The sequence below is a fragment of the Pseudomonas sp. H11T01 genome (genome assembly GCF_048515765.1).
Classification (GTDB): domain Bacteria; phylum Pseudomonadota; class Gammaproteobacteria; order Pseudomonadales; family Pseudomonadaceae; genus Aquipseudomonas.
Map to the genome: position 1 here is coordinate 106,008 of NZ_JBLYED010000021.1, position 14,983 is coordinate 120,990.

At 56.4% G+C, this 14,983-nt stretch carries 11 protein-coding genes and 5 pseudogenes; 15 read left to right on the forward strand and 1 reads right to left on the reverse strand.

Annotated features, from left to right (window positions below):
- Window positions 1-12 precede the first annotated feature (12 nt).
- The 13 genes and pseudogenes from speF (at window position 13) to ACN1C3_RS24840 (ending at window position 13,143) form a co-directional block, all read left to right on the forward strand.
- Window positions 13-2,196, forward strand: a complete 2,184-nt coding sequence (speF, locus tag ACN1C3_RS24780) for an ornithine decarboxylase SpeF (protein ID WP_419118379.1) — start codon at window positions 13-15, stop codon at window positions 2,194-2,196.
- Window positions 2,197-2,287: 91 nt separating this feature from the next.
- A complete protein-coding gene (gene potE, locus ACN1C3_RS24785; protein ID WP_419118380.1) occupies window positions 2,288-3,661 on the forward strand; it encodes a putrescine-ornithine antiporter in 1,374 nt (457 codons plus the stop codon).
- Between the two features lie 185 nt (window positions 3,662-3,846).
- Entirely contained in the window at window positions 3,847-4,302 is a 456-nt protein-coding gene (locus ACN1C3_RS24790; protein WP_419118381.1) for a hypothetical protein, read from the forward strand.
- Window positions 4,303-4,434: 132 nt separating this feature from the next.
- Window positions 4,435-4,680: pseudogene (locus ACN1C3_RS24795) on the forward strand (MFS transporter); the annotation flags it as partial.
- A 102-nt stretch (window positions 4,681-4,782) separates the two neighbouring features.
- A pseudogene (locus ACN1C3_RS24800) lies at window positions 4,783-5,363 on the forward strand (MFS transporter).
- 749 nt (window positions 5,364-6,112) lie between these two features.
- Window positions 6,113-7,522: a circularly permuted type 2 ATP-grasp protein gene (locus ACN1C3_RS24805; protein ID WP_419118382.1), complete on the forward strand. Its 1,410-nt coding sequence runs from the start codon at window positions 6,113-6,115 to the stop codon at window positions 7,520-7,522.
- Between the two features lie 3 nt (window positions 7,523-7,525).
- Window positions 7,526-8,488 carry an alpha-E domain-containing protein gene (locus ACN1C3_RS24810; protein WP_419118383.1) on the forward strand — a complete coding sequence of 321 codons (963 nt, stop codon included), beginning with the start codon at window positions 7,526-7,528 and terminating at the stop codon, window positions 8,486-8,488.
- Window positions 8,485-9,282, forward strand: a complete 798-nt coding sequence (locus tag ACN1C3_RS24815; RefSeq protein ID WP_419118384.1) for a transglutaminase family protein — start codon at window positions 8,485-8,487, stop codon at window positions 9,280-9,282. The genes ACN1C3_RS24810 and ACN1C3_RS24815 overlap by 4 nt, the downstream gene beginning before the upstream one ends.
- A gap of 85 nt (window positions 9,283-9,367) precedes the next feature.
- Window positions 9,368-10,116 (forward strand): annotated as a pseudogene (locus ACN1C3_RS24820) (peptidase).
- 167 nt (window positions 10,117-10,283) lie between these two features.
- The gene (locus tag ACN1C3_RS24825) at window positions 10,284-11,591 is read left to right on the forward strand and encodes a dicarboxylate/amino acid:cation symporter (RefSeq protein ID WP_419118385.1); all 1,308 of its coding nucleotides are present in this window, start codon (window positions 10,284-10,286) and stop codon (window positions 11,589-11,591) included.
- A gap of 411 nt (window positions 11,592-12,002) precedes the next feature.
- Window positions 12,003-12,542 (forward strand): hypothetical protein, encoded by a 540-nt coding sequence (locus ACN1C3_RS24830; protein ID WP_419118386.1) that lies wholly within the window; start codon window positions 12,003-12,005, stop codon window positions 12,540-12,542.
- A 125-nt stretch (window positions 12,543-12,667) separates the two neighbouring features.
- The gene (locus ACN1C3_RS24835) at window positions 12,668-12,850 is read left to right on the forward strand and encodes a DUF7693 family protein (protein WP_419118395.1); all 183 of its coding nucleotides are present in this window, start codon (window positions 12,668-12,670) and stop codon (window positions 12,848-12,850) included.
- Between the two features lie 101 nt (window positions 12,851-12,951).
- Window positions 12,952-13,143, forward strand: a complete 192-nt coding sequence (locus ACN1C3_RS24840; protein ID WP_419118387.1) for an AbrB/MazE/SpoVT family DNA-binding domain-containing protein — start codon at window positions 12,952-12,954, stop codon at window positions 13,141-13,143.
- 386 nt (window positions 13,144-13,529) lie between these two features.
- Here the strand turns inward: ACN1C3_RS24840 and ACN1C3_RS24845 are convergent.
- Window positions 13,530-13,691, reverse strand: a pseudogene (locus tag ACN1C3_RS24845) (Lrp/AsnC family transcriptional regulator); the annotation flags it as partial.
- Window positions 13,692-13,838: 147 nt separating this feature from the next.
- On the opposite strand from ACN1C3_RS24845, the pseudogene ACN1C3_RS24850 reads away from it, so the two are divergent.
- Together ACN1C3_RS24850 and ACN1C3_RS24855 are read left to right on the forward strand one after the other, a co-directional pair.
- Window positions 13,839-14,000 (forward strand): annotated as a pseudogene (locus tag ACN1C3_RS24850) (LysE family translocator); the annotation flags it as partial.
- A gap of 694 nt (window positions 14,001-14,694) precedes the next feature.
- Window positions 14,695-14,983: asparaginase domain-containing protein (locus ACN1C3_RS24855; protein ID WP_419118388.1), on the forward strand; the 289-nt coding region annotated here is incomplete at its 3' end.

Below are 14,983 nucleotides of genomic sequence, written 5' to 3' on the forward strand. Positions count from 1 at the left end.
GAGGGAAAATCGGTGAATAAACTAAAAGTGGCCGCAAACGCGGCCTCACGTAGCAGTTTTTTGACGTCGCGCGAAGTCGTGGACTTTTCCCAAACTGATCTGACAGATATTGCCGCCGCGGTTATTACCGGGGTGGATGTTCAAAACGGTTTGCTCGATGTCATCAGTCGATCGGGATTCGATATCCCCATCTTCTTTGCGGTTTGCGCCGAAGACGAACTGTCTCGCGAAAACCTGCCGAGCATTGAACATGTCCTGCTGCAAATCAGCGGCGTGTTCGACCTGGGCACCGATAAGGCCGAGTACTACGGCGACAAACTGGAAACAGCGGCCAGCCAATACGAGGAGGCGTTACTTCCGCCGTTCTTCGGGGCACTCAAACACTATGTCGAGCGGGGCAACTCGACGTTTGCTTGCCCAGGGCATCAGGGCGGGCAGTTCTTTCGCAAGCACCCGGCGGGTCGACAATTTTTCGACTTCTTTGGCGAGACGCTGTTTCGTGCCGACCGCTGTAACGCCGACGTGGAAATGGGCGATCTGCTCATCCATGAAGGGGCGCCTCTGGAAGCACAAAAGCGCGCCGCGAAAATCTACAACGCCGACAAAACCTATTTCGTCTTGAATGGCACCTCGGCGTCGAACAAGGTCGTGACCAATGCCTTGCTGACCCCGGGCGATGTCGTGCTGTTCGATCGCAACAATCACAAATCCATCCATCAGGGCGCCTTGTTTCAAGCCGGCGCTACACCGGTGTACCTGGAAACGGCGCGTAACCCCTACGGTTTCATCGGCGGTATTGATGCCCACTGTTTTGACGAAACCTATCTGCGCGACGAGTTGCGCCGGGTGGCGCCAGACAAAGCCGACGAGCCCCGACCGTTCCGGCTGGCCGTCATCCAATTGGGCACCTACGACGGCACCATCTACAACGCCCGGCAGGTGGTCGATACCATCGGGCATTTGTGTGACTACATCCTCTTCGACTCGGCGTGGGTCGGCTATGAGCAGTTCATTCCGATGATGAAGGACTGCTCGCCGATGCTGCTCGAACTGGGGCCAAACGATCCCGGCATCTTCGTGACGCAGTCGATTCACAAGCAGCAGGCCGGCTTCTCCCAGGCGTCGCAGATCCACAAAAAAGATCGCCACATCAAGGGCCAGGATCGCTACTGCAACCATCACCGCCTGAACAACGCGTTCATGGCCCAGGCGTCCACCAGTCCGTTTTATCCGCTGTTTGCCTCACTCGATGTCAATGCGCGGATGCACAGCGGTCGCAGTGGTCACCGGCTTTGGGACGAATGCGTGCGTGCTGGCATTGAAGCCCGCAAGCTGGTGATGGATAACTGCACCTTGATCCGGCCGTTCGTGCCGCCGACCATTGATGGCCGCTACTGGCAGGACTATCCAACCGATGAAATCGCCAATAATGTGCGGTTTTTCATGTTCCATCCCGAGGAGCGCTGGCACGCCTTTGAGGGCTATACCGAGAATCAATACTTCATCGATCCGTGCAAATTACTGTTCACCACACCAGGTATTGATGCGGCGACGGGCGAATACACGGAGTTCGGTATTCATGCTGGGGTCCTTGCTACGTTCCTGCGCCAGTACGGCATGGTCCCGGAAAAGAGCGACCTGAATTCCATTCTGTTTTTGCTCACGCCGGCTGAAAGCAAAGCCAAGATGCAGCACCTGGTTGCGCAGATCGCTCGCTTCGAGCGCTTTATCAGGGACGACGCGCCACTGGCTGACGTATTGCCGGGTGTGTATAGCGCTCACGAGGCCCGTTACAAGGACTACACCATCCGCCAGCTGTGCCAGGAAATGCACGAGCTCTATGCTCGACATAACGTCAAACAATTGCAAAAGGACATGTTCCGCAAGGCTCACATGCCCACGGTGGTGATGAATCCCCGCGAGGCGAATCTTGAGTTCGTGCGCGGCAAAGTGGAACTGATCGCGCTCGAGGACGCCCAGGGGCGGATCGCCGCCGAGGGTGCGCTGCCGTATCCGCCTGGCGTGCTGTGTGTGGTCCCGGGTGAAGTGTGGTCTGGTGCGGTGCTGAGCTATTTCCTGGCACTGCAAGAGGCCATCAATCGGTTGCCTGGCTTCAATCCGGAACTGCAGGGCGTCTATCTCAAGACCGAAGTGGACGGCCGTATTCGGGCTTATGGGTACGTGATCAAGCAGTAAAACGTTCCTGAAAGGACGCTGGAAAGTCATTCCTGTATTCGTCTATCCGCAATGCAGCGCCCCGCGAAGGGGCGTTTTTGGAGTGCAAATAATGGGAACTACTGTGAAGAAGATGAGCGTGGTGCAACTCACCGTGCTGACGGCCATCAACATGCTGGGGTCGGGCATCGTCCTGCTGCCGTCCAAGCTGGCTCAAGTGGGCACGATATCGATTTTCTCGTGGATCGTGACAGCGCTCGGCTCGCTGGCATTGGCCTATGCCTTCGCTAAATGTGGACGCTTCAGTCGAAAGCCCGGCGGCATGGGGGGTTATGCCGAATATGCGTTTGGTCGCTCCGGCAACTTCATGGCCAACTACACCTATGGCGTGTCGCTGTTGATCGCCAACGTTGCCATCGCGATTACGGCGGTGGGTTATGCGACGGAGCTGTTCCATGTGACGCTGACGCCCATCGGTGTCGCGGTAGCAACCGTGGTGCTGCTGTGGTTGACGACCATTGCCAACTTCGGCGGCCCACGCATTACCGGCCAGATCGGCAATGTCACCATCATGGGCGTCATTATCCCGGTGCTGGGGGTGTCGGTGCTGGGCTGGTTCTGGTTCGACTCATCGCTGTACATCGCCGCCTGGAACCCTCACGACACTCCGTTGTTTCAAGCCGTTGGCGCATCGATCTCGATTACCCTCTGGGCCTTTCTGGGGCTTGAATCGGCGTGCGCGAACACCGACGCTGTGGAAAATCCTGAGCGTAACGTGCCGATCGCCGTATTGGGCGGGACCATCGGTGCGGCGGTCATCTATATCGTCTCGACTAACGTGATTGCCGGGATCGTGCCGAACATGGACCTTGCTGTCTCCACCGCACCGTTCGGGCTGGCGTTCGCCACCATGTTCACGCCGCTGGTAGGCAACATCGTCATGGGGCTGATGATCGTGGCCTGTATCGGTTCGCTGCTCGGTTGGCAGTTCACCATTGCTCAGGTCTTCAAAAGCTCTGCCGATGTCGGCTATTTCCTGAAGATATTCGCCAGGACCACCGCGTCCGGCACACCCATCGCCGGCATGCTGGTGCTGGTGGTTTGCCAGACCGCGTTGACGCTAATGACCATCAGCCCGGACCTGAGCAAACAGTTCGACATGATCGTCAACCTGGCGGTCGTGACCAACCTGGTTCCCTACTTGATGTCGATGGCGGCGCTGATGACGATCCAGAAGGCTGCCGGTGTCACTCCCCGCAAAGCTCTGTTTGCCAATGGCATCGCCTATATCGCAGCTGCTTATAGCTACTACGCGCTGTATAGCGCCGGTGCCGATGCAATGATGCTGGGCGGTATCGTCACCATGCTCGGATGGACCTTGTATGGGACCGTCAGCCGTCGATTCATGACGGCTGATGCCCCAGTCGTGGAGGCTACCCCGGTGGCGACCAAGGTGCGGATCGAGGAACCCCTGAGGGCATCGTGAACGCAGAAGGGCAATCAATAGCGCTCCGAGAGTCTAGGGAGGAGGGTGCGGGAGACGGACAATCTGGTCGTGTTCTACACTCTTTTTTGTAGTGCGAAGCCCAGTATTGCGATGTGCGATGTAGTTACCTGTCTGTCTACCGACCCAGCGTTCATGCAGAGTCCCGGACTCTGTCGGAGGTCATCATGAGTAGGTTGCCGTCCATCAGCCTGTGCATCGCACTGTCGCTAGTTTGTACCCCTGTATGGGCTGAAACGGTCGTGCCCATGAAGGGGCAAAATTCGCAACAAATCCAGCTGGACATCAACGACTGCCATAACGTGGCGGCCAGTCAAAGCGCCTCCACGCAGCCTCCTCCTTCCGGGGGAAGGCTACGGGGCGCTGCCGTAGGGGCTGCCGCTGGAGCGGCTGGTGCACAGGTGCGCGGAAATCAACATGACGAGCTTTATGATCGTGTCAATGAGGATGTGAAGCAGGACTATCGCCAAAATCGCGCCAAAGAAACCGCGGCCGCTGGAGCTGTGGTGGGTGGCGCGCGCCAGCGTCAGGAGCGCCGGGCGCAGCAAAAGACCAGTTCGACGACCAGTTCAACGGCCTATACCAGTTGCCTGCAAGGGCGGGGTTATCAGGTGACGCCTTGAAGGTGGAACTCGTAAGTTAAGGACGGGCTGTCAACCTGCCCACTGCGAAGACTTGCCTCTTAACGGGCTGAGGGAAGATCGCCTTGGGTACGTATTTGGCGCGTCGTTCAAAAACCTTCGCAGGAGCCGGTCGTGAACAAGACCTCCGACAGTGCCGTCGCAACATCCGCGCGTTCGCCCTGGAGCCCTTTGCGGCATGGCATCTTTCGCAGCCTGTGGCTGGCCAGTATTGCTTCGAACATCGGCACCTGGATGCATGAGGTCGAGCCGGCTGGTTGATGACCTCGCTTTCAGCCAGCCCCATGACCGTAGCTCTGGTGCAGGTGGCGGGAGCAGTGCCGATGTTTTTCCTCGCACTGCCGGCCGGAGCATTGGCCGACATTGTCGACAAGCGTCGTTACCTGATAGAGGTGCAGGTGTGGATGGCGACGATGGCACTTCAGCGGCGCCGCCTGGATCGCGGTGTTGTCCAGCTTTCAAGTGGCGGCACAGACGTCGGTACCCGGCTGGGTCCGGGCTCGGGCGTTGGCCGTCTATATTCTGATGTTCTTCGGCAGCATGGCGCTGGGTGGACTGTTGTGGGGGCTGGTCGCCAGTCAGGCCTCAATGAGCGTGGCGCTTAGTGCTGCGGCCACAACCATGGTGCTGGGCGTGGGGTTGAGCTGGCGGATAGGTTTGCCTCAGAGGACGGCCGAGGATCTGGCGCCCTCACTGCATTGGCCGCAGCCGCTGCTGGCAGAGGGCATTGATCAAGAGCGTGGGCCGGTCATGGTCACCCTCGAATACGACATTGCGGTCGAGCATGGCCAGGCGTTTCAGCTGGCGATGAACCCTGTCCGTCGGATGCGCCAGCGCAACGGATCGTTTTCCTGGGGACTGGTGCAGGACAGCGAGAACCCGCGCCTGTGGTGCGAGTTTTTTTCGATGAATCCTGGGTCGGCCATCTGCGTCATCATGAGCGAGTAACGCGCGCGGAACTGAAGATTGAAGCCGTCGCTCGACGGTTTCAGAGCGACGGCACTGCTGTGCGTATTCGCCATTTCCTCAAGGGGAAAACCTAGGGTGCGACGGTAACTAAATATAGAAGGGCAGTAGTCAGTTGAGCACTCCGTGCAGGGTGACAAAAAGGCTTGGTTAGCCTCGCCTGAGTCTGGATACCACCAAAATTTTTGCATCACTACTTGGCACTTCCGTTCTGCAGGGAGTCTCTTGGTGCATTTTTAGGGGCATTAATAGTGCGTCGATGTTAATCGACACGCCGAGCGGGATGCTGTGTATTACAAGGGCAATAAAAACGGTGAGTATAAATTTCCCGTTTATAGAGCAAAAAACGCACTTGAGTTGCCAATTGCACCCTTTTTGTCCGCGCCAGAGCTGTGCAAGTTACAAGGGGGAAAAACGTTTCAGCCGCATTATCGATTTGCGTCTCAATAATGACGCAAAATGTCGCTATGGCATCTTTTTTTAGAAGGTTTTCGTTTTTTATCTGTCGTTCCAATACTTGGGCACAGCCCTTGCAAAAGTACTTTCAAACCACCGCAAGTGTGGTTTTTAACGAAGAAAGATAACGGGGAGCGTTATAAATGGGGCGCCAGAAATCAAACCACAATGGCCAAATCTCTGGCGTCGGGACGCGTCAAGGAATTGCCGGAATCGTGAGGAATCCATTTCAGCATGAAACAGGAAGTTAACGACGCACACTGAGGTGCTAGACAGAAACAGTACTCACTAAAACAACGTAAGGCCTCATCGTATTGAAATAACGAAGTTATAAAAAAAATGCCGTCTGTATCGCGGCAAGGAGTTGGGTATGTCCCGTGCTTTTTTTAATGAAATGTATGATGCGAGTGGTGGCTGCCGCCCACATTACCAGGAGTTCGCGCGTTGGTTGGCGGACACACCTCTGGAGCTGCTGGACCAGCGTCGTCGTGAAGCCGACCTGTTGTTCCATCGAGCGGGCATCACCTTCACCTTATACGGGGACGAGCAGGGCACTGAACGGTTGATTCCGTTCGACATCATTCCGCGCAGCATCAAGGCCAGCGAATGGCAGATGGTCGAGCGCGGATGCATTCAGCGGGTCCAGGCATTAAACATGTTCCTGGCCGACATCTACCACGGCCAACGCATCCTCAAGGAGGGCATCATTCCGGCCGAACAGGTTCTGGCCAACGAGGGCTATCAGGTTGCCATGCGGGGGCTGGATCTGCATCGGGGTATCTATGCCCATATCGCCGGCGTCGATCTGGTGCGTGACGGTGACGGCAGTTACTACGTGCTGGAAGACAACCTGCGTACTCCCAGCGGCGTGAGCTACATGCTCGAAGACCGCAAGATGATGATGCGCTTATTCCCCGAACTCTTCGCCGCCCAGCGCGTGGCCCCCATCGATCATTACCCGAACCTGCTGCTGGACACCCTCAAGAGCTCCAGCCCCCTGGACAATCCCACAACGGTGGTGCTGACCCCGGGCCGCTTCAACAGTGCTTACTTCGAGCACGCGTTCCTGGCCCGAGAAATGGGGGTGGAACTGGTTGAGGGCGCCGACCTGTTTGTCCGCGATGATCGTGTCTATATGCGAACCACCTCTGGCCCGAAGCAGGTGGATGTCATCTATCGCCGCCTCGACGATGCGTTCCTCGATCCGCTGTCCTTCAATCCGGACTCCATGCTGGGTGTCCCTGGACTGGTGGCTGCCTATCGTTCGGGGAACGTGATCCTGGCCAACGCCGTGGGTACCGGGGTAGCGGACGACAAGTCAATTTACCCCTACGTCACTGACATGATTCGCTTCTACCTCAATGAAGAGCCGATCCTGAAAAACGTGCCCACCTGGCAATGCCGCAAGCCGGAAGAATTGTCCCACGTGTTGGCGAACCTGCCCGAGCTGGTGGTCAAGGAAACCCAGGGTTCCGGCGGCTACGGGATGCTGGTGGGACCGGCGGCCACGGCGGCGGAAATCGAGGATTTTCGCGCGCGCCTCAAGGCCCGCCCTGAAGCCTATATCGCCCAACCAACCCTGTGCCTGTCGACGTGCCCGACCTTTGTCGAAAACGGCATCGCCCCACGCCACATTGACCTGCGCCCGTTTGTGCTGTCGGGCAGCGAAACCCGTCTGGTTCCTGGTGGCCTGACCCGCGTGGCATTGCGCGAAGGCTCGCTGGTGGTGAACTCGTCTCAGGGCGGCGGCACCAAAGACACTTGGGTAGTGGAGGACTAAGACATGCTTTCAAGAACCGCTTCGGACCTCTACTGGATGTCCCGTTACCTGGAGCGCGCCGAAAATCTGGCGCGCATGCTCGAAGTCAGTTACTCGCTGTCGCTGATGCCCCAGGCCGGGCGCACCGATGGCCGCACCGATGGCCGCGCCGAGCTGGCGATGTCGCTATTGGCCGCCGGCACGCTGGACGACTACAACGAACGCTACGGCGAACTCAACACCGAGCGCATGCTGCACTTCTTCGCGCTGGATGAAACCAACCCCGACAGTATCTATTGCTGCCTGCAGGCGGCTCGGGCCAATGCGCACGCAGTGCGTGGGCGCATCACCGCCGACATGTGGGAGAACATCAACGCCACCTGGCTTGAGATGCGCAACATCGCCAGCAATGGTCTGGGTCATTACGGCATCAGCCATTTCTGCGAGTGGGTCAAAGAGCGCTCTCATCTGTTCCGCGGGGCGACCTCGGGCACGATCATGCGCAACGATGCTTACTGCTTCATTCGCCTGGGCACCTTCCTCGAACGGGCCGACAACACCCTGCGGCTGCTGGACGCGCGCTACGAAATGTTCGGCGAGGAGTCGGAGGAGGTCAGTGACAACTCGGCCCGCGGCTACTACCAGTGGAGCGCCTTGCTGCGTGCCTTGTCATCCTTTGAGGCATTCAACGAGATCTACCGCAATGCGCCGGGCGCAGAGCAGGTCTCCGAGATGCTGCTGTTGCGCGGCGACGTGCCGCGCTCGCTGCACGCTTGTGTCGAGGAGCTGGACCAGATCCTTGCCAGCCTGCCAGGCAACAACGGACGTCCGGCTCAGCGCCTGGCTGCAGAGCTGAACGCGCGGCTGCGTTACACCGGGATCGACGAGATCCTGGGTTCGGGCCTGCACCTGTGGTTGACCGATTTCATTGCCCGGATTCGCCACCTGGGTCAGACCGTTCACGAGTCCTATCTGGAGGTCGTATGAAACTTTCCATACGCCACGACACCACCTACAGCTACGCCGATGAAGTCTGCACCAGCATCCAGTTCCTGCGTCTGACACCGCAAAACAGCGAGCGCCAGCGCATTTTGGAATGGCACCTGGAATTGCCGCGTTTGGTGCGCAGCCAGCTCGATCCTTACGGCAACATCCTGCATGTGTTAACGATGGACGAGCCCCATGGCGCCCTCGTGCTGACCGCCTATGGCCAGGTTGAAATCGACCAGACGCTGGACGTGGAGCACGACACTCAGTCGCCGCTGCCGTTCTTGCGCACCAGCCATCTGACCAAGACCGATGACGCCCTGAACGCTTTTGCCGTGCAGCACTGCGGCACGCGGCGTGACCGGGCGGCGCTGATCGACCTGATGAATGGCCTGGCCGATCACATGGTCTACAGCCCGGGCGCAACCACCGTGGACACCACCGCCGCGCAAGCCTTTGCCGCCGGGGTCGGGGTCTGTCAGGACCACACCCACGCGTTCCTGGCCTGCGCTCGTAGCCTGGGGATCCCGGCGCGTTATGTCTCCGGTTACCTGTGCACCGAAGATGAAAGCCATCTGGCTAGCCACGCCTGGGCCGAAGCCTGGCTCGACGATGGCTGGTACAGCTTCGACGTGACCAACCGGCTGATCCGGCCCGAGCGCCATTTGAAACTGGCGGTGGGCCTCGAGTACCTCGACGCCTGCCCGGTGCGCGGCATGCGTCGCGGGGGCGGGGCCGAGCAAATGCTTGCACGGGTGCAGGTGACGTCCCTGTTTCAGGTTCAGCACCAGTAAACCTTGCTCATAGCCGTAACGGTAACCGGCCATACCGTCATGGAGACGGTATGGCCGCTCATCCCCAATTCACGAGTTAACGCAAATGACTTATTGCGTCGCTATGCACTTGGCCGACGGACTGGTGTTCATCTCCGACTCACGGACCAATGCGGGTATCGACCAGATTTCAACGTTCCGTAAGTTGTTTATTTTCAGCACACCGGGCGAGCGGCTGATCGTGCTGCAAACGGCGGGCAACCTGGCCACCTCGCAATCGGTGGTCAACCTGCTCAAGCAGCGTTCCAGCGGGGCGGGTCAGCATCTGTTGAATGTCCGGACACTCTATGACGCCACCGTGCTGGTGGCCGAAACCTCCGCGAAGTCGTTGCCCGGGATCGTACCAAGTTGGCAGGCAAGATCGACCTGAGTTGCTCTTTTCTGGTCGGTGGGCAGATCGCGGACGGTCCCATGGACGTGTACAGCATTTATCCGCAAGGCAACTTCATTCAAGCGACTGAAGACACGCCGTTCCTGCAATTGGGTGAAAGCAAATACGGCAGGCCGATACTCGATCGTAACCTGACGTACCGGACGTCACTCGATGAGGGGCTGCGCTGCGGGCTGATATCGTTCGACTCGACCATGCGCAGCAACCTGTCGGTGGGCATGCCGCTGGATCTGCTGGTGTACAAGAAAGACAGCTTCACCTACACGCAAAGTTATCGCGTCACTCACGACGACCCCTACTTCATTCGTATCCGAATGCAGTGGGCTGCCGGACTGCACGACATGCTTGCCGCACTGCCGGAGCCGCCTGACGCCTACATGGCGGCGGCCACCAACAAAAACTAGCTCGTTACCTCTTTTACAGGCACCGCCCGGATTCCAGGGCGGTTTGTCTGCTGCTGAGTCAGCTTTCTTGAATGACCTTGGGTTGGTCAGTTTGCACGGATGAAACGCATTGCGAATGAGCGGCTGCCATTGAGGCAATCAGCACTGGATTGAATTAGAGGTGTTTTATGAAACGCAAATTACCGGCAGCAGCATGGATTCTGATAGCCATGACGTTGGGGATCGTGATTGGTTACATGGTGTTTATCAATTTCCCGGACAAGGAGTCGGCGACCAAAGTGGCGGGGTATATCTCCATTGTCTCGGATGTCTTTTTACGCTTGATCAAAATGCTGATCGGGCCACTGGTGTTCTCGACCCTGGTGGTCGGCATTGCGCATATGGGGGATGCCGCCTCGGTCGGACGCGTATTCGCCAAGTCCTTGGGTTGGTTTGTGACGGCTTCGCTAGTATCTCTGGTAGTGGGACTGGTCATGGCCAATCTGCTACAGCCTGGTCATAACCTTGGCCTTCCACTACCCGATATCGGTGCCCACACTAACCTTGCGACGTCAGCCTTTACCCTGAAGGATTTCGTCCTCCACCTGGTGCCCAAGTCCTTCGCCGAGGCAATGGCCAACAACGAAATCCTGCAGATCGTGGTGTTCTCCATGTTCTTCGGCGTCGCGCTGGCGGCGTTGGGCAAAAAGGCCGAACGCCTTGTCGGTCTGATAGAAGACCTGTCCCACGCCATGCTGAAAATCACCGGTTATGTGATGAAGCTGGCGCCCATCGCGGTGATGGCCGCCATGGCCGCGACCGTGTCGGTGAACGGGTTGGCAATCCTGTTGAAATTCGCTGTTTTCATGGGCGATTTTTATCTGGGGCTGTTCTTGTTGTGGGGACTGCTGGTGCTGGCTGGCCTGCTGTTTCTCGGGCCTCGAGTGTTCAAGCTGGTGGTGCTGATCAAGGAAGCCTTCCTGCTGTCCTTCGCCACGGCCAGTTCCGAGTCGGCCTACCCGAAAATCCTTGATGCTCTGGACCGCTTTGGTGTCAAGCGCAAAATTTCCAGTTTTGTCATGCCCATGGGGTACTCGTTCAATCTTGACGGCTCGATGATGTATTGCACCTTTGCTGTGCTGTTCATCGCTCAGGCCTATGGCATTGAACTGACCATCGGCACCCAGATCACCATGCTGTTGATCCTGATGCTGACCTCCAAGGGTATGGCTGGCGTACCGCGAGCCTCGCTGGTGGTGATCGCAGCGACCCTGAGCCAGTTCAACATCCCGGAAGCCGGGCTTCTGCTGATCCTGGGGGTTGATACCTTCCTCGATATGGGACGCTCGGCGACTAACGCCGTGGGCAATTCGATCGCGACCGCGGTGGTGGCCAAGTGGGAAGGGGAGTTGATGAGCGAAGAGGAGGCGCAGGTGCACGTCCAAATGCTTGATATTGAGAGTGCAACGTCAATGACCGCGCTGGCAAAGGTCTGAGAGACTAAGTTCAGCGGCTTATAAGCTCGAGTCATTTTCATGCTGATGGGAATGACCTCGAGCAGGCAATGCTCGCCAGTATTTGAGGCTTAACCTGTGCGAGTGCAATGACAGGGACAAGGAACAAGGACAGCTCAATCGGCCAGGATGGCCTGAGTTAGTTCAGGCCATGTTCTATGATAGAGAGAACTAATGCCACGTGAGGGGCAGGGCGTACGTTGCGAGCCAGCAAACCAAGCCCAGTGGCCTATGGTGTCGGGCTATCGACAGCACTAATTTCAGATGCGAAAGGTTTAATTTTTAATAACTCAACTAAACAGTCATTTAGTTGAGTTATAATCCATGGTTATTACTAGTAACAGTAGGAAGGTTAGAGTGTCTTCTTGATACTGGAACAACGGCGAGCGCTAAATGACCATTTCGGTAACGATCGATAGCTGCGTGTGGAATTATTTCTTCACCAATGATTTTGACCTATCCGTTGAATTGCCCTCTGAGCAGTTTTCCTTGTACATCACTAGGGAGGTTGAAATAGAACTGCTTCAGATCCCTGATATTTCCAAACACGGTGACGACAAACGTCCCTTCAAAGATTACGTCCGTAAAAGTATCGGGCTTTGTGAGGTTGAGACCACCGCTGTATTTGGCTTTGCTGAAGCAAACGTCCCAGGAGAGCCCGCGCGTTGTTTTCTACGTAACAGCTCCAAACGGAAATCTACCTCACTAGGGAAAAATGAGGCCGACGTTTCCTTGGCTGTAGCATCTTTCACATCTGTGCTTATCACAGCAGACAAGAAGGAAAATGCTTCTAGTGGTTCAAAAGGTCCAATACATGATGCTGCTGTCAATGGTGGACGAGTCCTGTATTTGCAGGACTTCGGGTCCAGTGGTTCTACATTGGGTGGTTTTATTGAAAAATATCTTGCCGATGCTGAAGCAGCCGGCACATGAGCTCGATGAGGATGCTGTAGAGACAGCAGGTCAGGTCTGAAGCTGGAACCAGGCTTCAAATCTAACCACCACACCGCTCCCACGTCCGTATAGGACGGTTCGCATAATGTATATTATGTTAAATGATGTGTCTGAATGGAACTTCCTTTGTGGTTGATGGCTGGCGACTCACACTCTTCAAAGACTGTGACACCTTGGACTACTGCGAGTACTGCAGGTCGTCTAATTGCCGTTTCGGGACACTTGAATCCTGGCAACGCGACGGAACTGATCCTGTTGACCTATTGAGTGTCTGGGGGCGTGAATGAATTACTCGGACGTTTGCTCGCTGCGCTATGAGCTTGTACGCAAAAGCTCGTTACCATTACCGATTCAGAAGCAATTGAGCCCACACGAGAGAAAGCCACCTATGAAAATCATGATCGAAGAATGGGATGGTGACGGTGCGATTCGAATTCCCGATGAGGCATTGCAGGAACTGGAGCTGGATGTCGGCGACGCTGTGTACCTGATAGAAGAATATGTCGGCAACACGCGCTGCCTTGTCCTATCAAAAACACCTCAAATCGCGGATCGAATAGACGAGTTCACTCAAGCTTGAAAGAGATACTCGCCTGACTGAGTGAGCCGCGCCCAGGTGCCCGAAAAAGCGAGTTCCCCTCTGGGGCTACTGTCTCAGTACAGCTAGGCGATGGGCAAGCGATTACTCGAACGCGGATAGATGGCACACAGCGCGCTTGACAGCCCAACCAGCCGCGAATAAATATACGAACCTCGTTCAGGGTGTGCCCAATTATGCGTACAACATCTCACGCTAACCTTTCCGCTATTGGCTTGATTGCCAAGGCGCAAGGTTGCGTTGCGCACGCCCTCAAATCGAAGAAACAGTCGCTCATGTGACCGGGGCGCGCTGTCCCGTCAGATGAGCTGACAGGACATTGAGCGCGACGGGCACCCTCCCCCTGCTTACCTCCTTCTACGCTTCTCAAGCTGTGCTCGATAGCCGAGCAACACACCTGACTCTTCCAGTGCGCGTACCCGTCGATGGCAAGGGGAAAGGCTCAGTCCTACGCGCTCGGCGAGTTCGGTAACCGAAAGGCGACCGTCCTTTTGCAATTCAGAAAGAATCTTGCGATCAATCCTGTCCATTTAGAAGAATCTCCCCGCCTGTAGCAATCTTCTGATTATCTTTGGAAGTAAACTCTAACAAGAATTCATTATTCTTCCTCGCATTAATAATTAGCGGAGAAGGACGATGCAGGCAGCGATGTGTAAGCAGCAACGGTGGGTAGCGCCATGACCTTGAGCGTTCTCGCTGCATTTTGGGCAGTGTCGATTCTATTCGTCATCACGCCGGGCGCAGATTGGGCCTATGCCATTTCGGCGGGCCTGAAGGGCCGAGTCGTCATACCCGCCGTGGGCGGGCTCTTGTCCGGCCATTTGATCGCAACAATGATTCAAACCAAAATCACTTGGTCAGCCAGGACTCAACGGTCGCGGAGCCGTGCTCGGCCTTCCTGCGACAAGCGATACGCGCAATGCGATGGCACAGCATGCCCTAGTAAATCTGCTTATGGGTCTCGAAGGACGGCGACCGAGAGACCTCGTGAATGTCCACGAGCTAGGACACAGGTGGACGCAATGACGATAAGGACGCTGGCAATACGCCACCCTGCTGGATGGAGCGCGGCTTATAGGTTGGGGCACATACTCAAGTTCAAGCCGACGCTAAACAAAACTGGCTCTTTATCGATGTGTTCCGTTTCCTGTTGTCGCCGACGCGTGTCCTGTTTTTTGGATGCTAGGCGTTATTCTTTTTCAGGCTTTCTGGGCTGCCAGCGCATAGCCCATGCGAATTTCTTTAAGGCCGGCCTCCTCCCACTTTCGTAGGGCCAAGCGTTTTTTTCGTGATCATTTTCGTAATACCGAACACAAATCCTCCACATAGTCGTAAAACCGGACACCGGTCTGCATCACGAAACAAATTAATCATAAAAAAATGATATATATCAAATAGTTACATTAAAAATCCCGGCAAAGCGCGATTGGTACAGATCCTGCTCTTCTTCAAGACCCCACGGCATTCAGATCTGCCCGGGGCGTTTCTAGATGAACCTGCATCAGCATCGTCATTACAACAAGAGAGAAAATAATGAACTCTGCCTTCAAGACCTTTGTTCCGGGCGCCTTGGCCCTCCTGTTGCTACTCCCTGTCGCACTGCAAGCAAAAGAAGTCGAAACCCAACAAAAACTGGCTAACGTCGTGATCCTCGCCACTGGCGGGACTATCGCCGGGGCCGGTGCCAGCACCGCCAACAGCGCCACTTATCAAGCGGCCAAAGTGGGCATCGAGCAGTTGATTGCCGGCGTTCCCGAGCTGAGTCAACTGGCCAATGTGCGTGGCGAGCAAGTGATGCAAATCGCTTCGGAAAGCATCACCA

What these genes read in the sequence shown, in the direction of transcription:
- potE (WP_419118380.1), top strand. Translation starts at nt 2,288, where the DNA reads ATGGGAACTACTGTGAAGAAGATGAGCGTGGTGCAACTCACCGTGCTG.
- ACN1C3_RS24790 (WP_419118381.1), top strand. Translation starts at nt 3,847, where the DNA reads ATGAGTAGGTTGCCGTCCATCAGCCTGTGCATCGCACTGTCGCTAGTT.
- ACN1C3_RS24830 (WP_419118386.1), top strand. Translation starts at nt 12,003, where the DNA reads ATGACCATTTCGGTAACGATCGATAGCTGCGTGTGGAATTATTTCTTC.
- ACN1C3_RS24810 (WP_419118383.1), top strand. Translation starts at nt 7,526, where the DNA reads ATGCTTTCAAGAACCGCTTCGGACCTCTACTGGATGTCCCGTTACCTG.
- ACN1C3_RS24815 (WP_419118384.1), top strand. Translation starts at nt 8,485, where the DNA reads ATGAAACTTTCCATACGCCACGACACCACCTACAGCTACGCCGATGAA.
- ACN1C3_RS24840 (WP_419118387.1), top strand. Translation starts at nt 12,952, where the DNA reads ATGAAAATCATGATCGAAGAATGGGATGGTGACGGTGCGATTCGAATT.
- ACN1C3_RS24835 (WP_419118395.1), top strand. Translation starts at nt 12,668, where the DNA reads ATGTGTCTGAATGGAACTTCCTTTGTGGTTGATGGCTGGCGACTCACA.
- ACN1C3_RS24825 (WP_419118385.1), top strand. Translation starts at nt 10,284, where the DNA reads ATGAAACGCAAATTACCGGCAGCAGCATGGATTCTGATAGCCATGACG.
- ACN1C3_RS24805 (WP_419118382.1), top strand. Translation starts at nt 6,113, where the DNA reads ATGTCCCGTGCTTTTTTTAATGAAATGTATGATGCGAGTGGTGGCTGC.